General features: G+C 71.1%; 11 protein-coding genes and 1 pseudogene. 5 read left to right on the forward strand and 7 right to left on the reverse strand.

Going from position 1 to position 16,038, the window contains the following annotated elements; translation table 11 throughout:
* Positions 1 to 50: 50 nt before the first annotated feature.
* Complete coding sequence (locus ACIQBL_RS17325; protein WP_401942249.1) at positions 51 to 902, reverse strand: endo alpha-1,4 polygalactosaminidase; 852 nt, start codon at positions 900 to 902, stop codon at positions 51 to 53.
* Between the two features lie 340 nt (positions 903 to 1,242).
* Positions 1,243 to 2,691 carry an amidohydrolase family protein gene (locus tag ACIQBL_RS17330; protein ID WP_401942251.1) on the reverse strand — a complete coding sequence of 483 codons (1,449 nt, stop codon included), beginning with the start codon at positions 2,689 to 2,691 and terminating at the stop codon, positions 1,243 to 1,245.
* A 271-nt stretch (positions 2,692 to 2,962) separates the two neighbouring features.
* Here ACIQBL_RS17330 and ACIQBL_RS17335 point away from each other — a divergent pair, with 271 nt between their 5' ends.
* The 5 genes from ACIQBL_RS17335 to ACIQBL_RS17355 all read left to right on the forward strand — a co-directional run bounded on the left by ACIQBL_RS17335 (position 2,963) and on the right by ACIQBL_RS17355 (position 7,829).
* Positions 2,963 to 3,784, forward strand: a complete 822-nt coding sequence (locus ACIQBL_RS17335) for an IclR family transcriptional regulator C-terminal domain-containing protein (RefSeq protein ID WP_401942254.1) — start codon at positions 2,963 to 2,965, stop codon at positions 3,782 to 3,784.
* A gap of 80 nt (positions 3,785 to 3,864) precedes the next feature.
* Entirely contained in the window at positions 3,865 to 5,076 is a 1,212-nt protein-coding gene (locus ACIQBL_RS17340) for a CaiB/BaiF CoA transferase family protein (protein ID WP_401942257.1), read from the forward strand.
* On the forward strand, positions 5,069 to 5,911 hold the full coding sequence (locus ACIQBL_RS17345; RefSeq protein WP_401942260.1) for a citryl-CoA lyase: 843 nt from the start codon (positions 5,069 to 5,071) through the stop codon (positions 5,909 to 5,911). Before ACIQBL_RS17340 ends, ACIQBL_RS17345 begins: the two co-directional genes overlap by 8 nt.
* Before the next feature lie 57 nt (positions 5,912 to 5,968).
* Entirely contained in the window at positions 5,969 to 6,826 is an 858-nt protein-coding gene (locus ACIQBL_RS17350) for a dioxygenase (RefSeq protein ID WP_401942263.1), read from the forward strand.
* A 394-nt stretch (positions 6,827 to 7,220) separates the two neighbouring features.
* Positions 7,221 to 7,829: a TetR/AcrR family transcriptional regulator gene (locus tag ACIQBL_RS17355; RefSeq protein WP_401942264.1), complete on the forward strand. Its 609-nt coding sequence runs from the start codon at positions 7,221 to 7,223 to the stop codon at positions 7,827 to 7,829.
* A gap of 443 nt (positions 7,830 to 8,272) precedes the next feature.
* On the opposite strand, the pseudogene ACIQBL_RS17360 reads toward ACIQBL_RS17355, so the two are convergent.
* The 5 genes and pseudogenes from ACIQBL_RS17360 to ACIQBL_RS17380 all read right to left on the reverse strand — a co-directional run.
* A pseudogene (locus tag ACIQBL_RS17360) lies at positions 8,273 to 8,745 on the reverse strand (GH32 C-terminal domain-containing protein); the annotation flags it as partial.
* Between the two features lie 45 nt (positions 8,746 to 8,790).
* A complete protein-coding gene (locus ACIQBL_RS17365) occupies positions 8,791 to 8,976 on the reverse strand; it encodes a hypothetical protein (protein WP_401942266.1) in 186 nt (61 codons plus the stop codon).
* Between the two features lie 329 nt (positions 8,977 to 9,305).
* Positions 9,306 to 11,009 (reverse strand): protein kinase, encoded by a 1,704-nt coding sequence (locus ACIQBL_RS17370; RefSeq protein WP_401942267.1) that lies wholly within the window; start codon positions 11,007 to 11,009, stop codon positions 9,306 to 9,308.
* 444 nt (positions 11,010 to 11,453) lie between these two features.
* Positions 11,454 to 15,743, reverse strand: a complete 4,290-nt coding sequence (locus ACIQBL_RS17375; RefSeq protein WP_401942270.1) for a carboxypeptidase regulatory-like domain-containing protein — start codon at positions 15,741 to 15,743, stop codon at positions 11,454 to 11,456.
* Positions 15,744 to 15,786: 43 nt separating this feature from the next.
* Positions 15,787 to 16,011, reverse strand: coding sequence for a hypothetical protein (locus ACIQBL_RS17380; protein WP_401942272.1), 225 nt, complete (start codon positions 16,009 to 16,011; stop codon positions 15,787 to 15,789).
* Between the last annotated feature and the right edge of the window lie 27 nt (positions 16,012 to 16,038).

Raw genomic sequence — 16,038 nt, forward strand, 5'->3', positions numbered from 1 at the left:
CCGGCCCAGGTACCACGGCCGTGCAACTGCCGCGCCCGGAACGAAAGTCGTCAGTAGCGGTCGCAGGTCTCGCGGACGTAGCCGTCGTGGCCGGCCGGGGTGACGTCGAGGTCCCGCCGTACGATGCTGATCCGGTCGCCCCAGCCCGCGCAAGCCCTCTTCATGCCCTTCTCGGTGTACTCGACGACGATGACGTGGTCGCCGAACGCGTCGACGTAGGACCCGCATTCGTCGTACTGTCCGCACTCCTCCACCACCGCGAAGTCGAGGCCGACCCGCTTGCGGTCCTTGGCGAGTTCGAGGGTGTTCTTCTGGGCGATGGCGAGGTGCCGGGCGTGCGCGTGGCGGGCGAGCAGGGTCTGGAACGCCTCGGCGTCGGCCGCGGTGAGCAGTCCGTGCGGGGCGCGGGTGTAACTGTCGTAGTTGTCCGGCTCTACGGCGTCGAATCCCTTGTCGGCGCACGCGTCGATCCAGTCGTCCACCTTCGCCGCGATCCGCGCCCGCTTGGCCGGGGTGCCGATGTCGAGCATCGCCTCGCCCCAGTCCTCGTCCATGACGACCATTCCGGAACGGTCCCGCAGGAGGAGGTCGGCGTCCCAGGCCCCCTCCTCGTCCGGCTGGGCCTGGAACGCGTTGACGTAGCAGATGTTGTAGACGCCCGGGGCGGGCGAGGCCGTGTGGTCGCGGGAGACGACGGAGACGCCCTTCGGCGGGGTGTAGGCGCCGCCGAGTTGGTAGTCGACGCCTGCGTGGACGGGCGGTACGGACACCTTCGCCGTCGAGGTCTTCGGCGATGAGTCGGCGTCGGTGACGGAGCAGCCGACGGCGGCGAGGGCTGTCGCGGCGAGGACGACGGAAAGGGGCACGGAGACTCGGCGGGAGCCGGCCCGGGACTTGCGCATGACGGTCTGCCTCTGGATGCGAGAGCATGCCCCGCCTCGGACACGCTCGATCCTGGCGACTGGGGCCGGACTGACGGCTCGAAGGCCTGTGTTACCGGCTGGGAATGCCTTGGTTGTGCGGACCGTGGGGGTGTCGGGTGGTCCGGTGCCGTGACGATACCAAGGCGGCCGCGACCGTTTTGGGCCGCCCCAGGACCTGGTCGGCGGGTGTCCGGGGTCGACAAGGGGGTGAGGTCAGGTGGCTCATCAGGCGCTGCCCCTCGTGTCGTGGCCGACGGCGGACACGTCTCCGGGATCGGCCGCCGGACAGAAACTCATCGGTGCGGAGCCCCACGCCTCCTCAGCGGCCGTGGGTCGAGGTGCTGCGGTAATCGGTGTACGTGTAGGGGTTGTCGAGGACCTTGGCCTCGGGGACGTCCGGGTTCATGCCCCTCGCCCAGGCGTCCTCACCCATCGTGGACCGTAGATGGTCCACGGTGCGCTCGACGGTGCGCCGCACCGCGGCCAGGTCGGTGTCGAGCAGACGGTGCTCGTACTTGACCACCCGGCCGTCGACGATGACGGTGTGCACGTCGCCCCGCTGGGCCTGGAAGGCCACGTGGCCGTACGGGTTGAGCAGCGGGAACGAGACCGGTGAGTGGTCGTTCTTCAGCAGGACGAGGTCGGCCTTCTTGCCCTCCTCGATGCTGCCCAGGTCGTGTTCACGGCCAAGTGCCCTGGCACCGCCGCGAGTTGCCCACTCCACCACCTGGTCGGCGCGCAGCGCGCTGTGGGTGACGGTCTCGCCCTCGGCGTGGGCCTCCAGGTGCTCGCGGGCGCGGTCGGCGCCGAGGGTGGTGCGCATGGCGGAGAACAGGTCTCCGCTCCACCACACGCTCGTGTCCATCGACAGGGAGACGGGGATGTCGTGGGAGCGGACCGCCCAGGTCGTCGGGTAGCCCTGGCCGGCGCTCTGCTCGCTCTCCGTGGACACCGAGACCGAGCCGCCCGTGGCCGCGATGCGGTGGTAGGAGTCGGCCGACAGGGTGGAGGCGTGGACGTAGACCGTCTCGGGGGTCATGAATCCGTGCTCGTGCATGAGCCGGATGCCGTCGTCGTTGGTGGCGCCCCAGACTCCTGCGTGGGTGGTGACGGCGACGCCCAGGTCACGGGCGACCTCGAAGGCGGGCTTCTCGGGGAAGGCCGGATCGCCGGTGACGTCGAAGGCGATCTGGAAGCCGAGCATGTCGTCGCCGGTGATGCGGCGGCGCACGAAGTCCCGGAACTGCGGTGCCGCGGTCCATTCCGCCGGAGCCTGCTGGATGTTGCCGTAGGCGAGGACGAACCGGCCGGGCACGGCCCGCAGCGCGTCCACCGCCGCGTCGGCGTGGTCGACCGTCTGCAGTCCGTGCGACCAGTCGACGACCGTGGTCACCCCGGCGTCCAGCGCCTCGACGGCGGCGAGGAGGTTTCCGGCGTGCACGTCCTCGGGCCGGAAGGCGGTGCCGTGTTCGAGGTAGTACCAGACGAAGTACTGGGTCAGCGTCCAGTCGGCGCCGTAGCCGCGCATCGCCGTCTGCCACATGTGCCGGTGCGTGTCGATCATGCCGGGCATCACGATGCCGTCGGACGCGTCGATCTCGGCGGTCCCCTCCGGCACGGCGAGCCGCGGGCCGACCGCGGTGATCCGGTCACCCGTCACGAGCACGTCGGTGTCGCTCAGCACCCGCCGGGTGCGGTCCATGGGCAGGACGGTGCCGCCGCGCAGGACGACGGGTCGCCCCGCCGGGAATGGGGTGGACTGGCTCATCACTGACTCTCCCACTCGACATCGGACGACTGTCCGTATGACGGCTCTCGGTTGGTGACCGATCGTCGTCAGGGTGTCGTCCGGTGTCAATACTCCGCGGTTTCCGAATTCCGCCCGGTAATGTCCAGAGCCGTCCGCTCTGCGGTCGGCTCCGAGCTACCGTGTCCGAGCCGTCGCGACGGAGGCCTGTTCTGCTGCGTAGAGTGCCCTCGACGGGTGTCCGTACGGCGGACACCCCGGAGCGAAGCCGACGGCGACCAGAGGAGCCACCATGCCGCGCGAAGGAACCGGACCCGATTTCATCGAGGCGCTGGCCCGGGGCCTGGAGGTCATCACCGCCTTCCGGCCCCGGCATCCGGTGATGTCACTGTCCGACGTGGCGACCGCGACAGGGCTGGCCAGGCCGACCGCGCGCCGGATCCTGCTCACCCTGACCGAGCTGGGCTACGTACGCCAGCAGGCAGGCGGTTTCGTGCTGACCCCGCGCGTCCTGGACCTCGGCGTCGCCTACGTCCGCTCGACGGGACTGTGGGAGGTGGCCCGCCCGCACCTGGAGTGGCTGGTGGAGCGCACGAACGAGTCCTGCTCGATCGCCCAGCTCGACGGCTCGGACATCGTCTACGTCGCCCGGGTCTCGGTGCCCAAGATCGTGACCCTCGCCGTGCAGATCGGCACCCGCTTCCCCGCGCTGCCCACCTCGCTGGGCAAGGTCCTGCTGGCCGCGCTGCCGCCCGACGAGGCGGCCCGGGTCCTCGCCGAGCCCAGCCGCTCGGGCCTGGAGTCCGTGTGGCACCCCGGCCGGGCCGAATGGGAGGCGGAGCTGCGGGAGGTGCGCGCGCGGGGCTGGGCGATGACCGACGAGCAACTGGCCAGGGGCATCCGTTCGGTGGCCGCCCCGCTGCGGGACGGCTCGGGCCGCGTCGTCGCGAGCGTCAACGTGAACGCGCACGCCGCCGAGACCTCGATGGAGGTGCTGTTCGACGACTATCTGCCGCTCCTCCTCCAGGCCGCCGGCGAGATCAGCGTGGACTTCGCCCGCCTGGAGTCCGCACCCCACGCGGTCCGGCCGTCCGGCCGTCCGGCGCGATTGTGACGTCTTGACGCCTCCGTCGTCCGGGACAGAGAATCACTGTCCGGACGACTGTCCGGTGTACGGACAGAAAGGCAAGGTCCATGTCGCAGAGCGCCAAGCCCACTCCGCCGGGCACCGCGGGCCCGCTCTCCGGGGTGCTGGTCGCGGACTTCTCACGGATCCTTGCCGGGCCGTACGCCACGATGCTGCTCGCCGACCTGGGGGCCGACGTCGTCAAGGTCGAAGGGCCGGGCGGCGACGACACCCGCGCCTGGATGCCCCCGACACGGGACGAGGTCTCGACCTACTACCTCGGCATCAACCGGGGGAAGCGTTCGATCGCCCTCGACCTGCGGGACGAGGACGACGCCCAGGTCGCCCGGAGCCTCGCCCGCCGGGCGGACGTCCTGATCGAGAACCTCAAGCCCGGTGGCATGGCGAAGTACGGACTGGACTACGACTCGGTCCGGCAGGACAACCCCGGGCTGATCTACACGTCGATCACCGGCTTCGGCGCCGGACCCGGCCGGCACGTCCCCGGCTACGACCTCATGGTGCAGGCCATCTCGGGGCTCATGAGCCTGACGGGCGACCCGGACGGACCGCCCTACCGGGCCGGCATCTCCGTGTTCGACGTGATGGCCGGCAACCACGCCACGATCGGCATCCTGGCCGCACTGCGCCACCGGGACGCCACCGGGACGGGCCAGCTCGTCGAGGTGAACCTGCTGTCCTCGGCCCTGACCGGACTGGTCAACCACAGCTCGGCCTACGTCGCCGGCGGCACCGTGCCCTACCGGATGGGCAACGCCCACCCCAGCGTGTTCCCCTACGAACCGCTGCCCACCGCCGACAACGACCTCATCGTGACGGCCGCCAACGACGGCCAGTTCCGCAAGCTGTGCGAGGTCCTCGGCATACCGGAGGTGGCCGACGACCCGCGGTTCGCCCGCAACGCCGACCGCACCGCCCACCGCGACCTGCTGCGGCCGTTGCTGGCCGAGAGGCTGAAAACCCGCGGGGCCACCGAGTGGTTCGAGGCACTGGTGGAGGCCGGTGTGCCGAGCGGACCGATCAACACCATCGACGGCGGCTTCGCCATGGCCGACCGCTTCGGACTCGACCCGGTCGTCACCGTCGGGGAGGGGGACCGCGCGGTGCCCACCACGCGGCATCCGATCCGCTTCTCCGTCACCCCCGCCTCCTACCGTCTGCCGCCGCCCGAACTCGACGAACACGGCGCGGAGTTGCGCACCTGGCTGTCCGCACCCGAGGAGACGGACCATGTCCGAGAGGAGGCCGACCATGTCTGAGCCGGCACCGCGCCCCGCCTACCCCACGGCTCTCGGCGCCTCCGACCTGAGGACCATCACCCTGCTCGGGCACGACCTGGCCGAGGACATCATGGGCTCGGTCGGCTTCGGTGAACTCGCCTTCTGGCTCGCCACCCAACGACGGCCCACCCCCGGCCAGACACGTGTCTTCGAGGCCGTACTCGCGGCGCTGGCCGACCACGGCTTCACCCCCACGGCCATCGTCACCCGCCTGACCTACCTCTCCGCCCCGGACTCCGTCCAGGGCGCACTCGCCGCCGGACTGCTCGGCGGCGGCTCCCGTTTCCTCGGCGTCACCGAGGACACCGGCCACTTCCTGCACGACGTACTGGAGTCCCTCGACGCGGACCTGCCCACCGACGAGGCCGGCTGGGACGCGGTCGCGGTGCGCACGGTCGAACGGCGGCGCGCGGCCGGGGAGTTCGTCCCCGGCCTCGGTCACCACGTACACAAGGAGGGCGACCCCCGTACGCCGAGACTGATCCGGATCGCTCAGGAGGAGGGCGTCTTCGGCCCGCACCTGAGCCTGTTCGCCGCCATCGGCCGAGTGCACCCGACGGTGCTGCACCGGACGCTCCCCCTCAACGGAGCCGGGGTGTGCGGCGCCGCCCTCGCGGACCTCGGCCTCCCGCTCCAACTGCTGCGCGGCTTCGCTCTGTTGGCCCGTACGGCCGGACTGATCGGCCAACTCGCCGAGGAACTGCGCCACCCCGTCGCCCAGGACGTGTTCCTGTCCGTCGACCTCAACAACACCCCGGTGCCGCCGGAGCCGTACACCCCGGACCCGCTCACGAAGGACCGGCGCGAGGACTGACATCCCCGCGCCCGCCGTCCGACCATCCACCCGCACGCAGACCAAGGAGCCGCAACCGTGTTCGTCGACGAGGACAACATCACCGAGCTGGCCGTCGAGCGGTGGGCCACCGCGCACTCCCCGCGGCTGGGCGAGCTGATGACCGCGCTGGTCCGTCATCTGCACGCCTTCTCGCGTGAGGTGCGGCTGACCGAGGAGGAGTGGACGGCGGCGATCGAGTGGTTGACCGCGGCCGGCCGGATCAGTGACGACAAGCGGCAGGAACTGATCCTCACCTCCGACGTGCTCGGACTTAGCACGCTGGTCGTCCAGTTGAACAACGAGTTCACACCGCGGGCGACCCCCGCCACGGTGCTCGGGCCGTTCCACATCGACGGCTCGCCGACCGCACCCCACGGCTTCGACATGTCGGACGGCATCCCGGGCACACCGCTGTTCGTCACCGGCAGGGTGACCGACACTGAGGGCAAGCCGCTCACGGACGCCGTGCTCGACGTGTGGCAGGCCGACACGGAAGGCGCCTACGAGGCCCAGCTCCCCGAGATCGACGAGGCACGCCTGCGGGCCAAGTACCGCACCCGCGCGGACGGCACCTACTGCATCCGCACCATCGCGCCGCGCGGGTACGCCATTCCCATGGACGGCCCCGTCGGCGACCTGATGCGCAGGACGGACATCAGCCACTTCCGGCCGGCACACGTCCACTTCCTGATCGACGAGCCGGGCTACCGGAAATTGATCACCCATCTGTTCCAGGCGGACAGCGACTATCTCGACTCCGACGTCGTCTTCGGCACCAAGGACGCGCTGATCATCCCGTTCACCCAACGGCCGGCCGGTACCGGGCCCGACGGCGGCACGCTCGAAGTGCCGTACCTGCACGCCGAGTACGACTTCGTCCTGCAGTCCCGCTGACCGTCGGGCGGAGGACACAGCAGCACGACACCGGCACCGGGCCCCGCCCGGCCGGACCGACTCCAGCGCCGCGCCGCCCCCGTGGCGAGCACGGCGTTGCCGATCTCGTTCAGGGCCCAGGCAGCGAGCGCCCCGAGGCCGCGCGAGGCGACACCGGCGCCTCGGGCAACTGGGGGTACCCAGTCGCTACGCCGGCCGTGGTAAGCAGACGAGAACCGGCACGCCCCCGGCCCTCGAACGGTCCGGGGCCACGGAAAAGGCGACGGTCTGAGCACGCACGGCCCGCAAACAAGCCCTTGGAAACCGTGGCCCCCTCGATCGTGCCCGAACCCCGCGGCCCTGCCCTCGGCAGACATCTGCACCGATCGGTACGGGAAGGGGGTAATCTGGGACCGTGGGAACTCAGCAGAAGATGCCGATCGGCCGCCCACGCGGCTTCGACGCCGACAGCGCGCTCGACAAGGCCATGCGGGTGTTCTGGAGCCAGGGCTACGAGGGCGCCAGCCTCACCGACCTCACCAACGCCATGGGCATCAGCCGCACCAGCATGTACGCGGCCTTCGGGAACAAGGAAGATCTGTTCCACAAGGCCCTGGAGCGCTACAGCGACGGACCTGCCGCCTACGTCCCCCGGGCTCTGCAGGAGCCGACCGCACGACAGGTGGCCACCGCGTTCCTCAACGGTTCCGTCCAGGCCACCACCCACCCCGACTGCCCCGCCGGTTGCCTCGGCGTCCAGGGTTCCCTGGCGGCGGGCGAGCCCGGCCGCACAGCCCGCGACACTCTGACCGCCTGGCGCGACAACGGCATCTCACTCCTGCGGGAGCGGTTCCAGCGCGCCGTCGACGAGGGCGACCTGCCCGCGGGGACCGACCCCGGCCTGCTCGCCCGCTACCTCATGACCGTGGGCAACGGCATCGCCGTTCAGGCCGCCGGCGGCGGCGCCCGCGACGAACTCCAGCTGGTGGCCGACATGGCCCTGCGGCAGTGGCCGCCCGCCTGAGAGAGCGGCGGGAGCATACGTGCGGTCACCGGTCACCGCGCGCGAGGCCGGGAATGCCGGCACCCACGTCAAGGGGGACAACGCACCGGACGAGCCGGGAGCACCGTGCCGTAGCCGACCGGCTTCGCCGGGCCGGGGCAGGGGGATGCCCGGAGGTCGACGGCGCAGGCGGCGGTCAGGACAACGACGACCGCGGGAACACAGACGGCAATGTTCCACTCCCCCGTCCAGGTCTTCACCGCGCCCGGGGTGCGGACGATGTGGTGCCGGCCGCGGGTGAAGGGCGTGCGGTCGGCCAGGTCATCGGCAGGGCTGCTGCCCCCGGCAGCGGAGCCGCTGCTGACGATCCGGTCGTACGCCTGCCGGAAGACGGCGATCTCGCCGTCCGTGGCGCCCATGAGCCGTACCAAAGCCTCAGGACGGGGCCAGATGCCGGACAGGTCCTCGCTGGTTTGCACGTAGCGGCCGTCGTCGAACATCTCCACCGACGTGCGGTCCACCAGGATGCGCAGCTTCACCGTGCCGGCGGACGGGTCGAACGGGGTGTGGCTCTCCTGCCACCTGCCGGACGTGTCAACGTTGACCGTGCCTCGTCGGTTGAGGAAGGCGTAGTCGGCGTAGATCCCGGCGTCGATGTGCCGGCCGCCGCTGGGTGAGCGCCTCAACTGAAGCCCTGCGCCGGTCAGTTGGGACCACGTGATGTCGGTCGTCACCTCGTAGGAGATACCGGTGTAGTCGAGCACCTTCGTGCCGTCCACGGTCACGTCGCCCAGGTTCACCGTGCGGGGGACATACGCGTCGAGACCGGCGACGGGCCGGGAGGCGAGGTAGTAGATGTTGTCGGACCGCTCGCGTCCCGCTCCTCGAAAGCCAGGGCGCCGTACCAGTCCCAGCCGTTGCCGAGCCACTGCGGGTCCGGACAGCACCACGCCGCTTGACCAGCCCGGCGCACCCGAGGCGGTCAACCGTCAAAGGCCGGCAGCCGGACCGCCTGGTCGTCGTAGGTCACGCGGGCATGGAACTCGCTGAGCTCCGAGAAGTCGAAGCCCGGGCCGGGCGGCCCAAACCCGAGACAGTACTTCCGGTACTTCCGGTCAAGCCTGGAGCGCACCGCCACAGCCGCCTGCCGGTCGGCGACACCACGCAAGACGGGCCGGAGACAGACCCCGGCACCCAACAGATAGGTACCAGCCGACGAAGTCCTCGTCCGCACACAGCTCGTCCAGCCGGTCACGCACCCACACGGCCACGCTGCCTCCTGGATTGCCAGACCGCGCCACCCGCACCATCAGCGGCGGGACCAATCGCCCCTGACCCATTCCCATCGCAGCCGGCGAGGGACCGCCCGCTCCACCCCGCACTCAGCCACCGGACCACCAAGCATCGGCCAACACGACGGATTTCAAGAGGACTTCAAACGATCAATGGCCCGCCGTCCTGCCGCCAACCCTGCACGAGGGCGTCAGAAACCCTCGGTCATCGGAGTGTCCAGGTCTGATTGTCCCTTCCGTTGCATTCCCAAAGGACCGCGCCTGTTCCGCTCGCGCCCCCGAAAATGTCGACGCATTTCTGGGACTGATCAGCCATCAGTTCGGTGCCGGTGAGGTGGAATCGCTGGTCGGCGTCTCCGTTGCAGCCGGCCAGTTGGATCTCGGTCCGGTCGGCGGTCGCCACTCCGGCCACGGTCATGCACTTGCCCGCCGACCGGAGCGTCCCACCCGATCCTGTCCGCCACAACTGCGCCGAGGAGCCGTCGCACGTGGCCTGGATCAGCTGTATCCCCTCGGTCCCGGCACCGCTGCTCAGGCACTTCCCCGAGGCCGCGACCACCAGGGTATGGCCGACGGCCGGTGCGGGCGATGTCTCGGATCCGCTCCCGGTGGACGTGTCCTTGCCTGCGGATCCCGGCCCGGAGCCGTCCTGCGCGGCTGGGGACGCCGACTGGGACGAGCCGGACGCCGGCAGCGTGGCGCCGGAACTCGCGGAAGACGGCGAGACGGGAGGCGAGGTGGCAGGTGCGGACGTGTCCGTGGCCCGCGACGTGCGGTCGTCGGCCGCGAGCGGGGCGTCCGACGCCTTGGCGACGGTGCCGTTCTGCTCCGTTGGCACAATACTCAGCACGGCGACCGCGATCAACAGCGCCGCGGCGACCGTCGCGGCGAGCACGACCGGCTTCTTCGAACGGCCCGGGGACCGCTGCGCGTGCAGGCCGGCCGTGACGGGCTGCGGACGATCCGCCGACCGCCCGGCGGCGGAGACACCGTCCGTTCCGGGATCCGAGTCCAGCCCCGGCCCCGTCACCAGAGCCGGCGCGTCGCCGGCCGTCGCACGAACGGCGGGCGGAACGGCACAGGAGCCCGCTTCGCCCGCCGCCGGCAGTCGCAGCAGGCGCTCGGCGTCCTCGGCCGATATGCGGTCGGCCGGTCTGGCGGTGAGCAGCCCCTCGATCAGCGGGGTGAGCGGGCCGGCACCTCGTACCTCGGGGGCCGGTTCCATGGCGATGGCAAACATCGTCTGCGCCACCGTGTCCCGGAGGAACGGCGAGCGGCCCTCGACCGCCTGGAACAGCGTGGCGCCCAGCGCCCACAGGTCGGCCTCCGGACCCGGCTTGGCGCCGACGAGCCGCTCGGGGGCCATGAAGTCGACCGACCCCACCAGCTGGCCGGTGCGAGTGAGAGCCGGGGCCTCGGCGGCCTGGGCTATCCCGAAGTCGGTGAGGACCACCCTGCCGTCCTCGGCGAGCAGCACGTTCGCCGGCTTCACGTCCCGGTGCATGACCCCGGCCCGATGCGCAGCCCGTAGCGCGGCGAGCACGCCACGGCCGATCCTGGCGACCTCTTCGAGCGGGACCGGGCCGTGCGCCTCGATCAGGTCGGCGAGGGTGGTCGAAGGCACGTACTCCATGACGATGGTGGGCAGGCCCTCGTCGTCCACGACGTCGTGGACGACAACGACATTGGAGTGGCTGATCCGGGCGGCACTGTGGGCCTCGCGCCGGGCGCGCTCGAAGAGTGTGGCCAGTTCATCGTCGTCGAGATGCGGCTGGGGATGAAGCTTCTTGACGGCGACCTGGCGGCCAAGGCGTTCGTCCCAGGCACGCCAGACAGTGGCCATGCCGCCCCGGCCGATCCGATCGAGGATGCGGTACCGGCCGGCGATCAGCCGTCCTTCGTCGGACACCGTGGCTTCCCTTCCGCTGCCGCACGGCCCCTTCGGCCGACGGCACCACTCGGTTCCTGCGACCGGAGAGCCGCTCAACGACCCCGTCCCTGGACGGGAGTTAGCGCTTACTGCCGGTCGAGGGGTGAGCATATGGCGACACGACGTCCCCGGGCATTGGACGGGACGTCAACACCCCCGGAGCGCACCAACCCGCTCATCGCACAGCTCGCCGGCAGTCGTTGACACGGGAACCGAGGGCCACGTCGTGGCCACCGACACTGAAGAAGACGCCGAGGACAACGAGGTTTCCGCGGACGCCGCTGATCGTCATCAACTGCCCGTCCGTCACCGCACCCGACGAGGTACACCCGTCCCGGGGCGTGCACAGGGGGGACCAGACGAAGCCGCGCCCGCCCGGACGGACTGTCCGGGCGGGCGCGACGGGAGCGGGTGGCGCTGGGGTCAGGTCGCGGTCAGCGACAGGTCGGCCGTCGTGGCGCGGCCCGGCAGCAGGGTCACCACGGTGGATGCCGGACGGTGGCCGGCGGCCGAGGCCGTGATCCGCAGCGGGTTCGGGCGGGTTTCGAGCCAGAGGTCGTAGTGGCCGCCGGAGTCCGTGCGTACGGTGTGCGCGACGTGGTCGCAGCCGGTCGTTCCGGCGTGCGCCGCCGGGCAGATCAGGACAGTGGCTCCGGCGAGCGGTGCTCCCGTGTGCCGGTCGGTGACCGTTCCGGAGAGATGGCCCCAGGTCCGCGGGATCGTGACCTTGAGGGTGACCTCGACCGATGCTCCGGCGTAGGGGGCGTCGGTGCTGTAGGTGAGCCGCGCGGTGTAGGTGCCCGCCGCGGCCACGGCGGAGGCGTCCGCGCGGACGGTGACCGTGGTGGAGCGGCCGGGGGCGAGGTCGAACGAGGTCCTGTCCGCCGACAGCCAGGTGACGTCGTCGCCGTCGCACTGGTCGTGCCCGGGCAGGACCTCGGCCGAGGTGGCGGTGTCGTGGGCCGCGGTCATGCCGCCGATGCGGTAGATCCCGCAGCCGCCGCCGGCCCGGAAGACGGCGGAACCGGCGTTGGGCAGGTTGGACCAGGTGTTGGACACCGGGTCGTACTCGACGGCGGTGTTGACCGCGTTCACTCCGATAATGCCGCCGACAACCTGGAGTTTGCCGTCATTGCCACTGGCGGTGGCGCCCCAACCGGCTTGGGGCATGTCGGCCGCACGGGTCCAGGTGTCGGCGGCGGGGCTGTAGCGGTAGGTCTGTCCCGTGCGGGGGGCGACTCCTCCGCCGACGGCCGTGATGCCCCCGGCGCAGACCACTTCACCGGTGATGCCGGCGCAGGCCCCGCGCTCCATGGTGAACGGGTAGTCGGCGCGGCGGGTCCAGGTGTCGGTGGCCGGGGTGTAGCGGTAGACCGTGCTGACACTGTCACCACAGTCGGATCCGGTGCAGCCTCCGATGACGTAGAGACTGCCGTCGAGGACGGTCACGTTCGGCATGCCGATCGCCTGGGGCAGGTCGCTGAGTCGGGTCCAGGTGTCGGTGGTGGGGTGGTAGGCGTAGAGCGAGGCGCTGGCATGGTCCCTGGCCCAGCCGCCGGCGACGTACATGGTCCCGTTGATGAACGCCCCGCCGGGTGACTCCAGGACCTCGGGGAGGTCCGCGATGGGCGTCCAGGCGTCGGTGGACGGGTCGTGCACATAACTGTGGGTGAGGTACTGCCCGTAGAAGATTCCGGAGACTCCGGCGACGGAGTAGACCTTGCCCTGGTAGGTGCCCACCGCGTTGTCCATGACGGGCTCGGGGTAGTCGGCGATGCCGGTCCAGGGCCCGGTCGATGCCGATGTCGGTGCCGTGGCCGGCGGGTCGCTCTGCGTGCTCTTCGCGGCCGACGGGCCGGAACTCATCGGTCCCGGTGAGTAGTTGCCCTTGACGCGCAGCGTGGGGGCGCCCGCCGAGGAGTCCGACGTGGTCGTCGAGGTGCCGTCCGGTGAGGTGTAACCGGTGCTCTGCTCACCGAGGTCGACGTGCAGCGGCGCCTGTCCCCTGTTGGTGAAGGTGACCCTCTTGCCACCTGATCCGCCGAGCGTCTCGCTGACGGTGACGCTGCGCGAACTCACGGCCAGGCGGCCCGCCTTGAGCGTGCGGTCGAACCGGTTGACCTTGTCCGGCCGCGTGGTGAGGGTGCCGGTCGAGGTGGTGTAGCGGGCGGCGGCCGTCCGGTACGTGTGCCGTCCGGCGGGGGCGCTGAACAGCCAGTAGTAGCCGTCGGCCAGCGCCAGGTCGTCGGGGGTCGCCACGGTGGTCGCCGTCGCGTAGCGGTCGGCGGTGTCGGTGACGGTGGCGGGCGTGATGGCACCGCCGGTGTTGCCGTCGACGACCTTTCCGGCGACGATGCCTCCGCTCACGGCCGCGCAGGAGCCGACGGTGACGGTGTCGAGCTGCCAGATCGACAGGCCGCTGCCGGAGTAGTGGAAGCGCACCTTCACGTGCTTCGCGTTTGCCGCCTGGGGCAGGGGGACCTCGACGTGGCCCAGGTACTCGGCCGTGTCCCGGTGCCACACCGTGGTCCAGGTCGCGCCCGAGTCGAGGCTGAGGTCGACGTCGGCCGCCGAGTCCTTGCTGGCGGCGTAGAGGGCGTAGAAGGCGAGGACGGGCACGTCCTGGCCCGCCAGGCTGAAGTCGGGCGAGACGAGTTCGGTGTCCTCGGGGGCCCCGCCCCGGCCGTACGGGTCTGCGGCGGCCCAATTCCCGGTTCCGCCGGTGTAGTTGGCGAGGAAGCTGTCGGCGAAGTCCCAGGCGGCGCCGCTCGTCCCGTGGTCGACGACCGTCCAGCCGTGCTCCGGCGTGCTGCCGGTCCAGCCCTCGAAGTCGGCGGCACCGCGGTAGGCGTGGCCGGGTGCGACGCAGGCGGTCAGGTCCACGTCCGGGGACACGTCGGTCCGTACGTCGGCCGTGCCGACGGGGACGGTCAGGTCCGTGCTCCGGTAGCCGGGGTAGACGGGGGCCACGTGGAGGTCGTAGGTGGCCTTCTCCGGAAGCTCCACGCGGTACTTGCCGGTGTAGGGGTCGGTGTAGACGGCGCCGTTCGGATAGCCGTCGATGGTGATCCGCGAATACAGGGGCCAGCCGTGCCCGCTGCCGTCCTTCACCGTGCCCGACACCGTGCGGGTGGGCAGTTTCACCAAGGTGAGGTCGGCGGTGGTGGTCAGGTTCTCGGCGACGCTCACCGTTGAGCCGGTGTTCTCCTGGTAGCCGAAGTCGGTGGCGGTGATCCGGTAGTCACCGACCGCGACGGGGAGTTCGTAGGTGCCGTCGGCGTCGGTGGTGACGTGGTACTCCCTGCCGCCTGTCGCTGCGGAGACGGCCAGCGCCGCACCGGCGAGCGGGGCGCCGGACGCGCTGTCGGTGACTCGCCCGGACAGCGTTCCGTGGACGCCGAAGGCCAGCGCGGACACGCCGACCGGGGTGCCGAGACCGGTGGGGCCGTCCCAGCCGGCGCCGGCGGTGCAACTCACCTTGCCGCAGGCGTCGTTGGAACCTTCGGTGACATCGGTCAGCCCGGAGGCGTTGATGTACGGGTAGGTCACCGGGTAGGTGCCCTCGACGGGGGTGCCCGCCAGCGCGTACATCGCCGTGATCAGCGGTGCGGAGAGGCTGGTGCCGCCGACCTGCAGCCAGCCGTCCCTGCCCACCGTGTCGTACACGGCCAGGCCGGTCGCGGGGTCGGCGACCGCGGAGATGTCGGCCGTAGCCCGGGTGTCGCAGCCGGTGGTGAGCCCCCTCTGATAGGCGGGCCGGGCCTCGTACAGCGAGCAGCCCGATCCGCCGGAGGTCCAGGCGGACTCCGTCCAGCCGCGCGCGGTGTCCTCGGTGCGGGTCAGCCGGGTGCCACCGGCGGCCACCACGTCGGGGTTCGTGGCGGGCCAGTTCTGGACATGGCCTGTGTCGCCGGTGGAGGCGACCACGGCTACACCGGGATGGTCGTAGTGGTGGTCGTACGCGGTCTGGGAGGCGCTCTCGCCGGGCAGACCGTAGGAGTTGGAGACGTACTTGGCGCCCAGGCGTACGGCGGTGTCGACCGCGGTGCCCAGGTCGTCCAGGCTCGCCGAATCACCCTGCACGAGAAGGATGTTGCACGCCGGGCAGGCGGAGGAGACGGCGTCGAGGTCGAGCGCGGTCTCCAGTGCCCAGCCCGGGTCGTCGGCGGGGTAGTCCGTGCCGCCGCTCTGGTCGGCCTTGCGGAAGCAGCCGTTGGCGGTGGTGCACTCGGGCAGCCCGTAGTACTCGCGGTACGCGGCCAGGTCGGCCTCGGCGTGGGAGTCGCCGTACGCGTCGACGATCGCCACCGTCCTGCCCTCGCCTGTGGCGGGGAGGTTGTAGGCCGCCCGGATGTCGGCCGGGCCCAGCGCCGCGGACGGGGGCGCGCTCACCTGCGGCCGGACGATGTGGTCGGAGCCGGTGCGCACGTCGGCGAAGCACTGGGCCACGCCGTCCTTGAGGCTCGGGTTGTTGCAGCCGGCCGGGACGTAGTCCTGCGGGACGTTGGTCTGCGGCACGGCGTTGAGCAGGTCGGAGGCCTTGGAGGAGCCGGCGTCGGACGAGGGGGTCGAGGACCCGGGGGTGGCCGAGGAACTGAGGGTGGCCGCGGAGGCGGTGACCGGCTGTATCGCGGCGAGAGCTCCGGCGCCGAGACAGCCGGCTATCAGGAAGGAGAGGGGCGCGCGGACGCGCGCACGTCTTGAGGACAGCAAGGAGCACCCTTTTCATCACGTTCAGGACCCGGTCGGGCCGAGGTCAGAGGGGTTCGTAACCGCTGTACGAGTCGTCCGCACATGCGGGGTCCGCCGTGGTGTCGTCGACAGGTGCGCCCGGTGCGGCGGGCGTCGGTTCGGGGTGCCGCTCTCCGGCGGGCGGCACGTCGGTGTGCCGGGGTCCGGTGACGGCACCTGCGGGACTGTCCGCGCCGTCCGTACGGGCGCCCGGTGCACCGGACTTGGGGTCGGGGGGTGTGCTGCTCATCCGACGGATGGATGCCTCTCCGGTCGT

This window comes from Streptomyces sp. NPDC088350, assembly GCF_044753545.1.
Classification (GTDB): Bacteria; Actinomycetota; Actinomycetes; order Streptomycetales; family Streptomycetaceae; genus Streptomyces.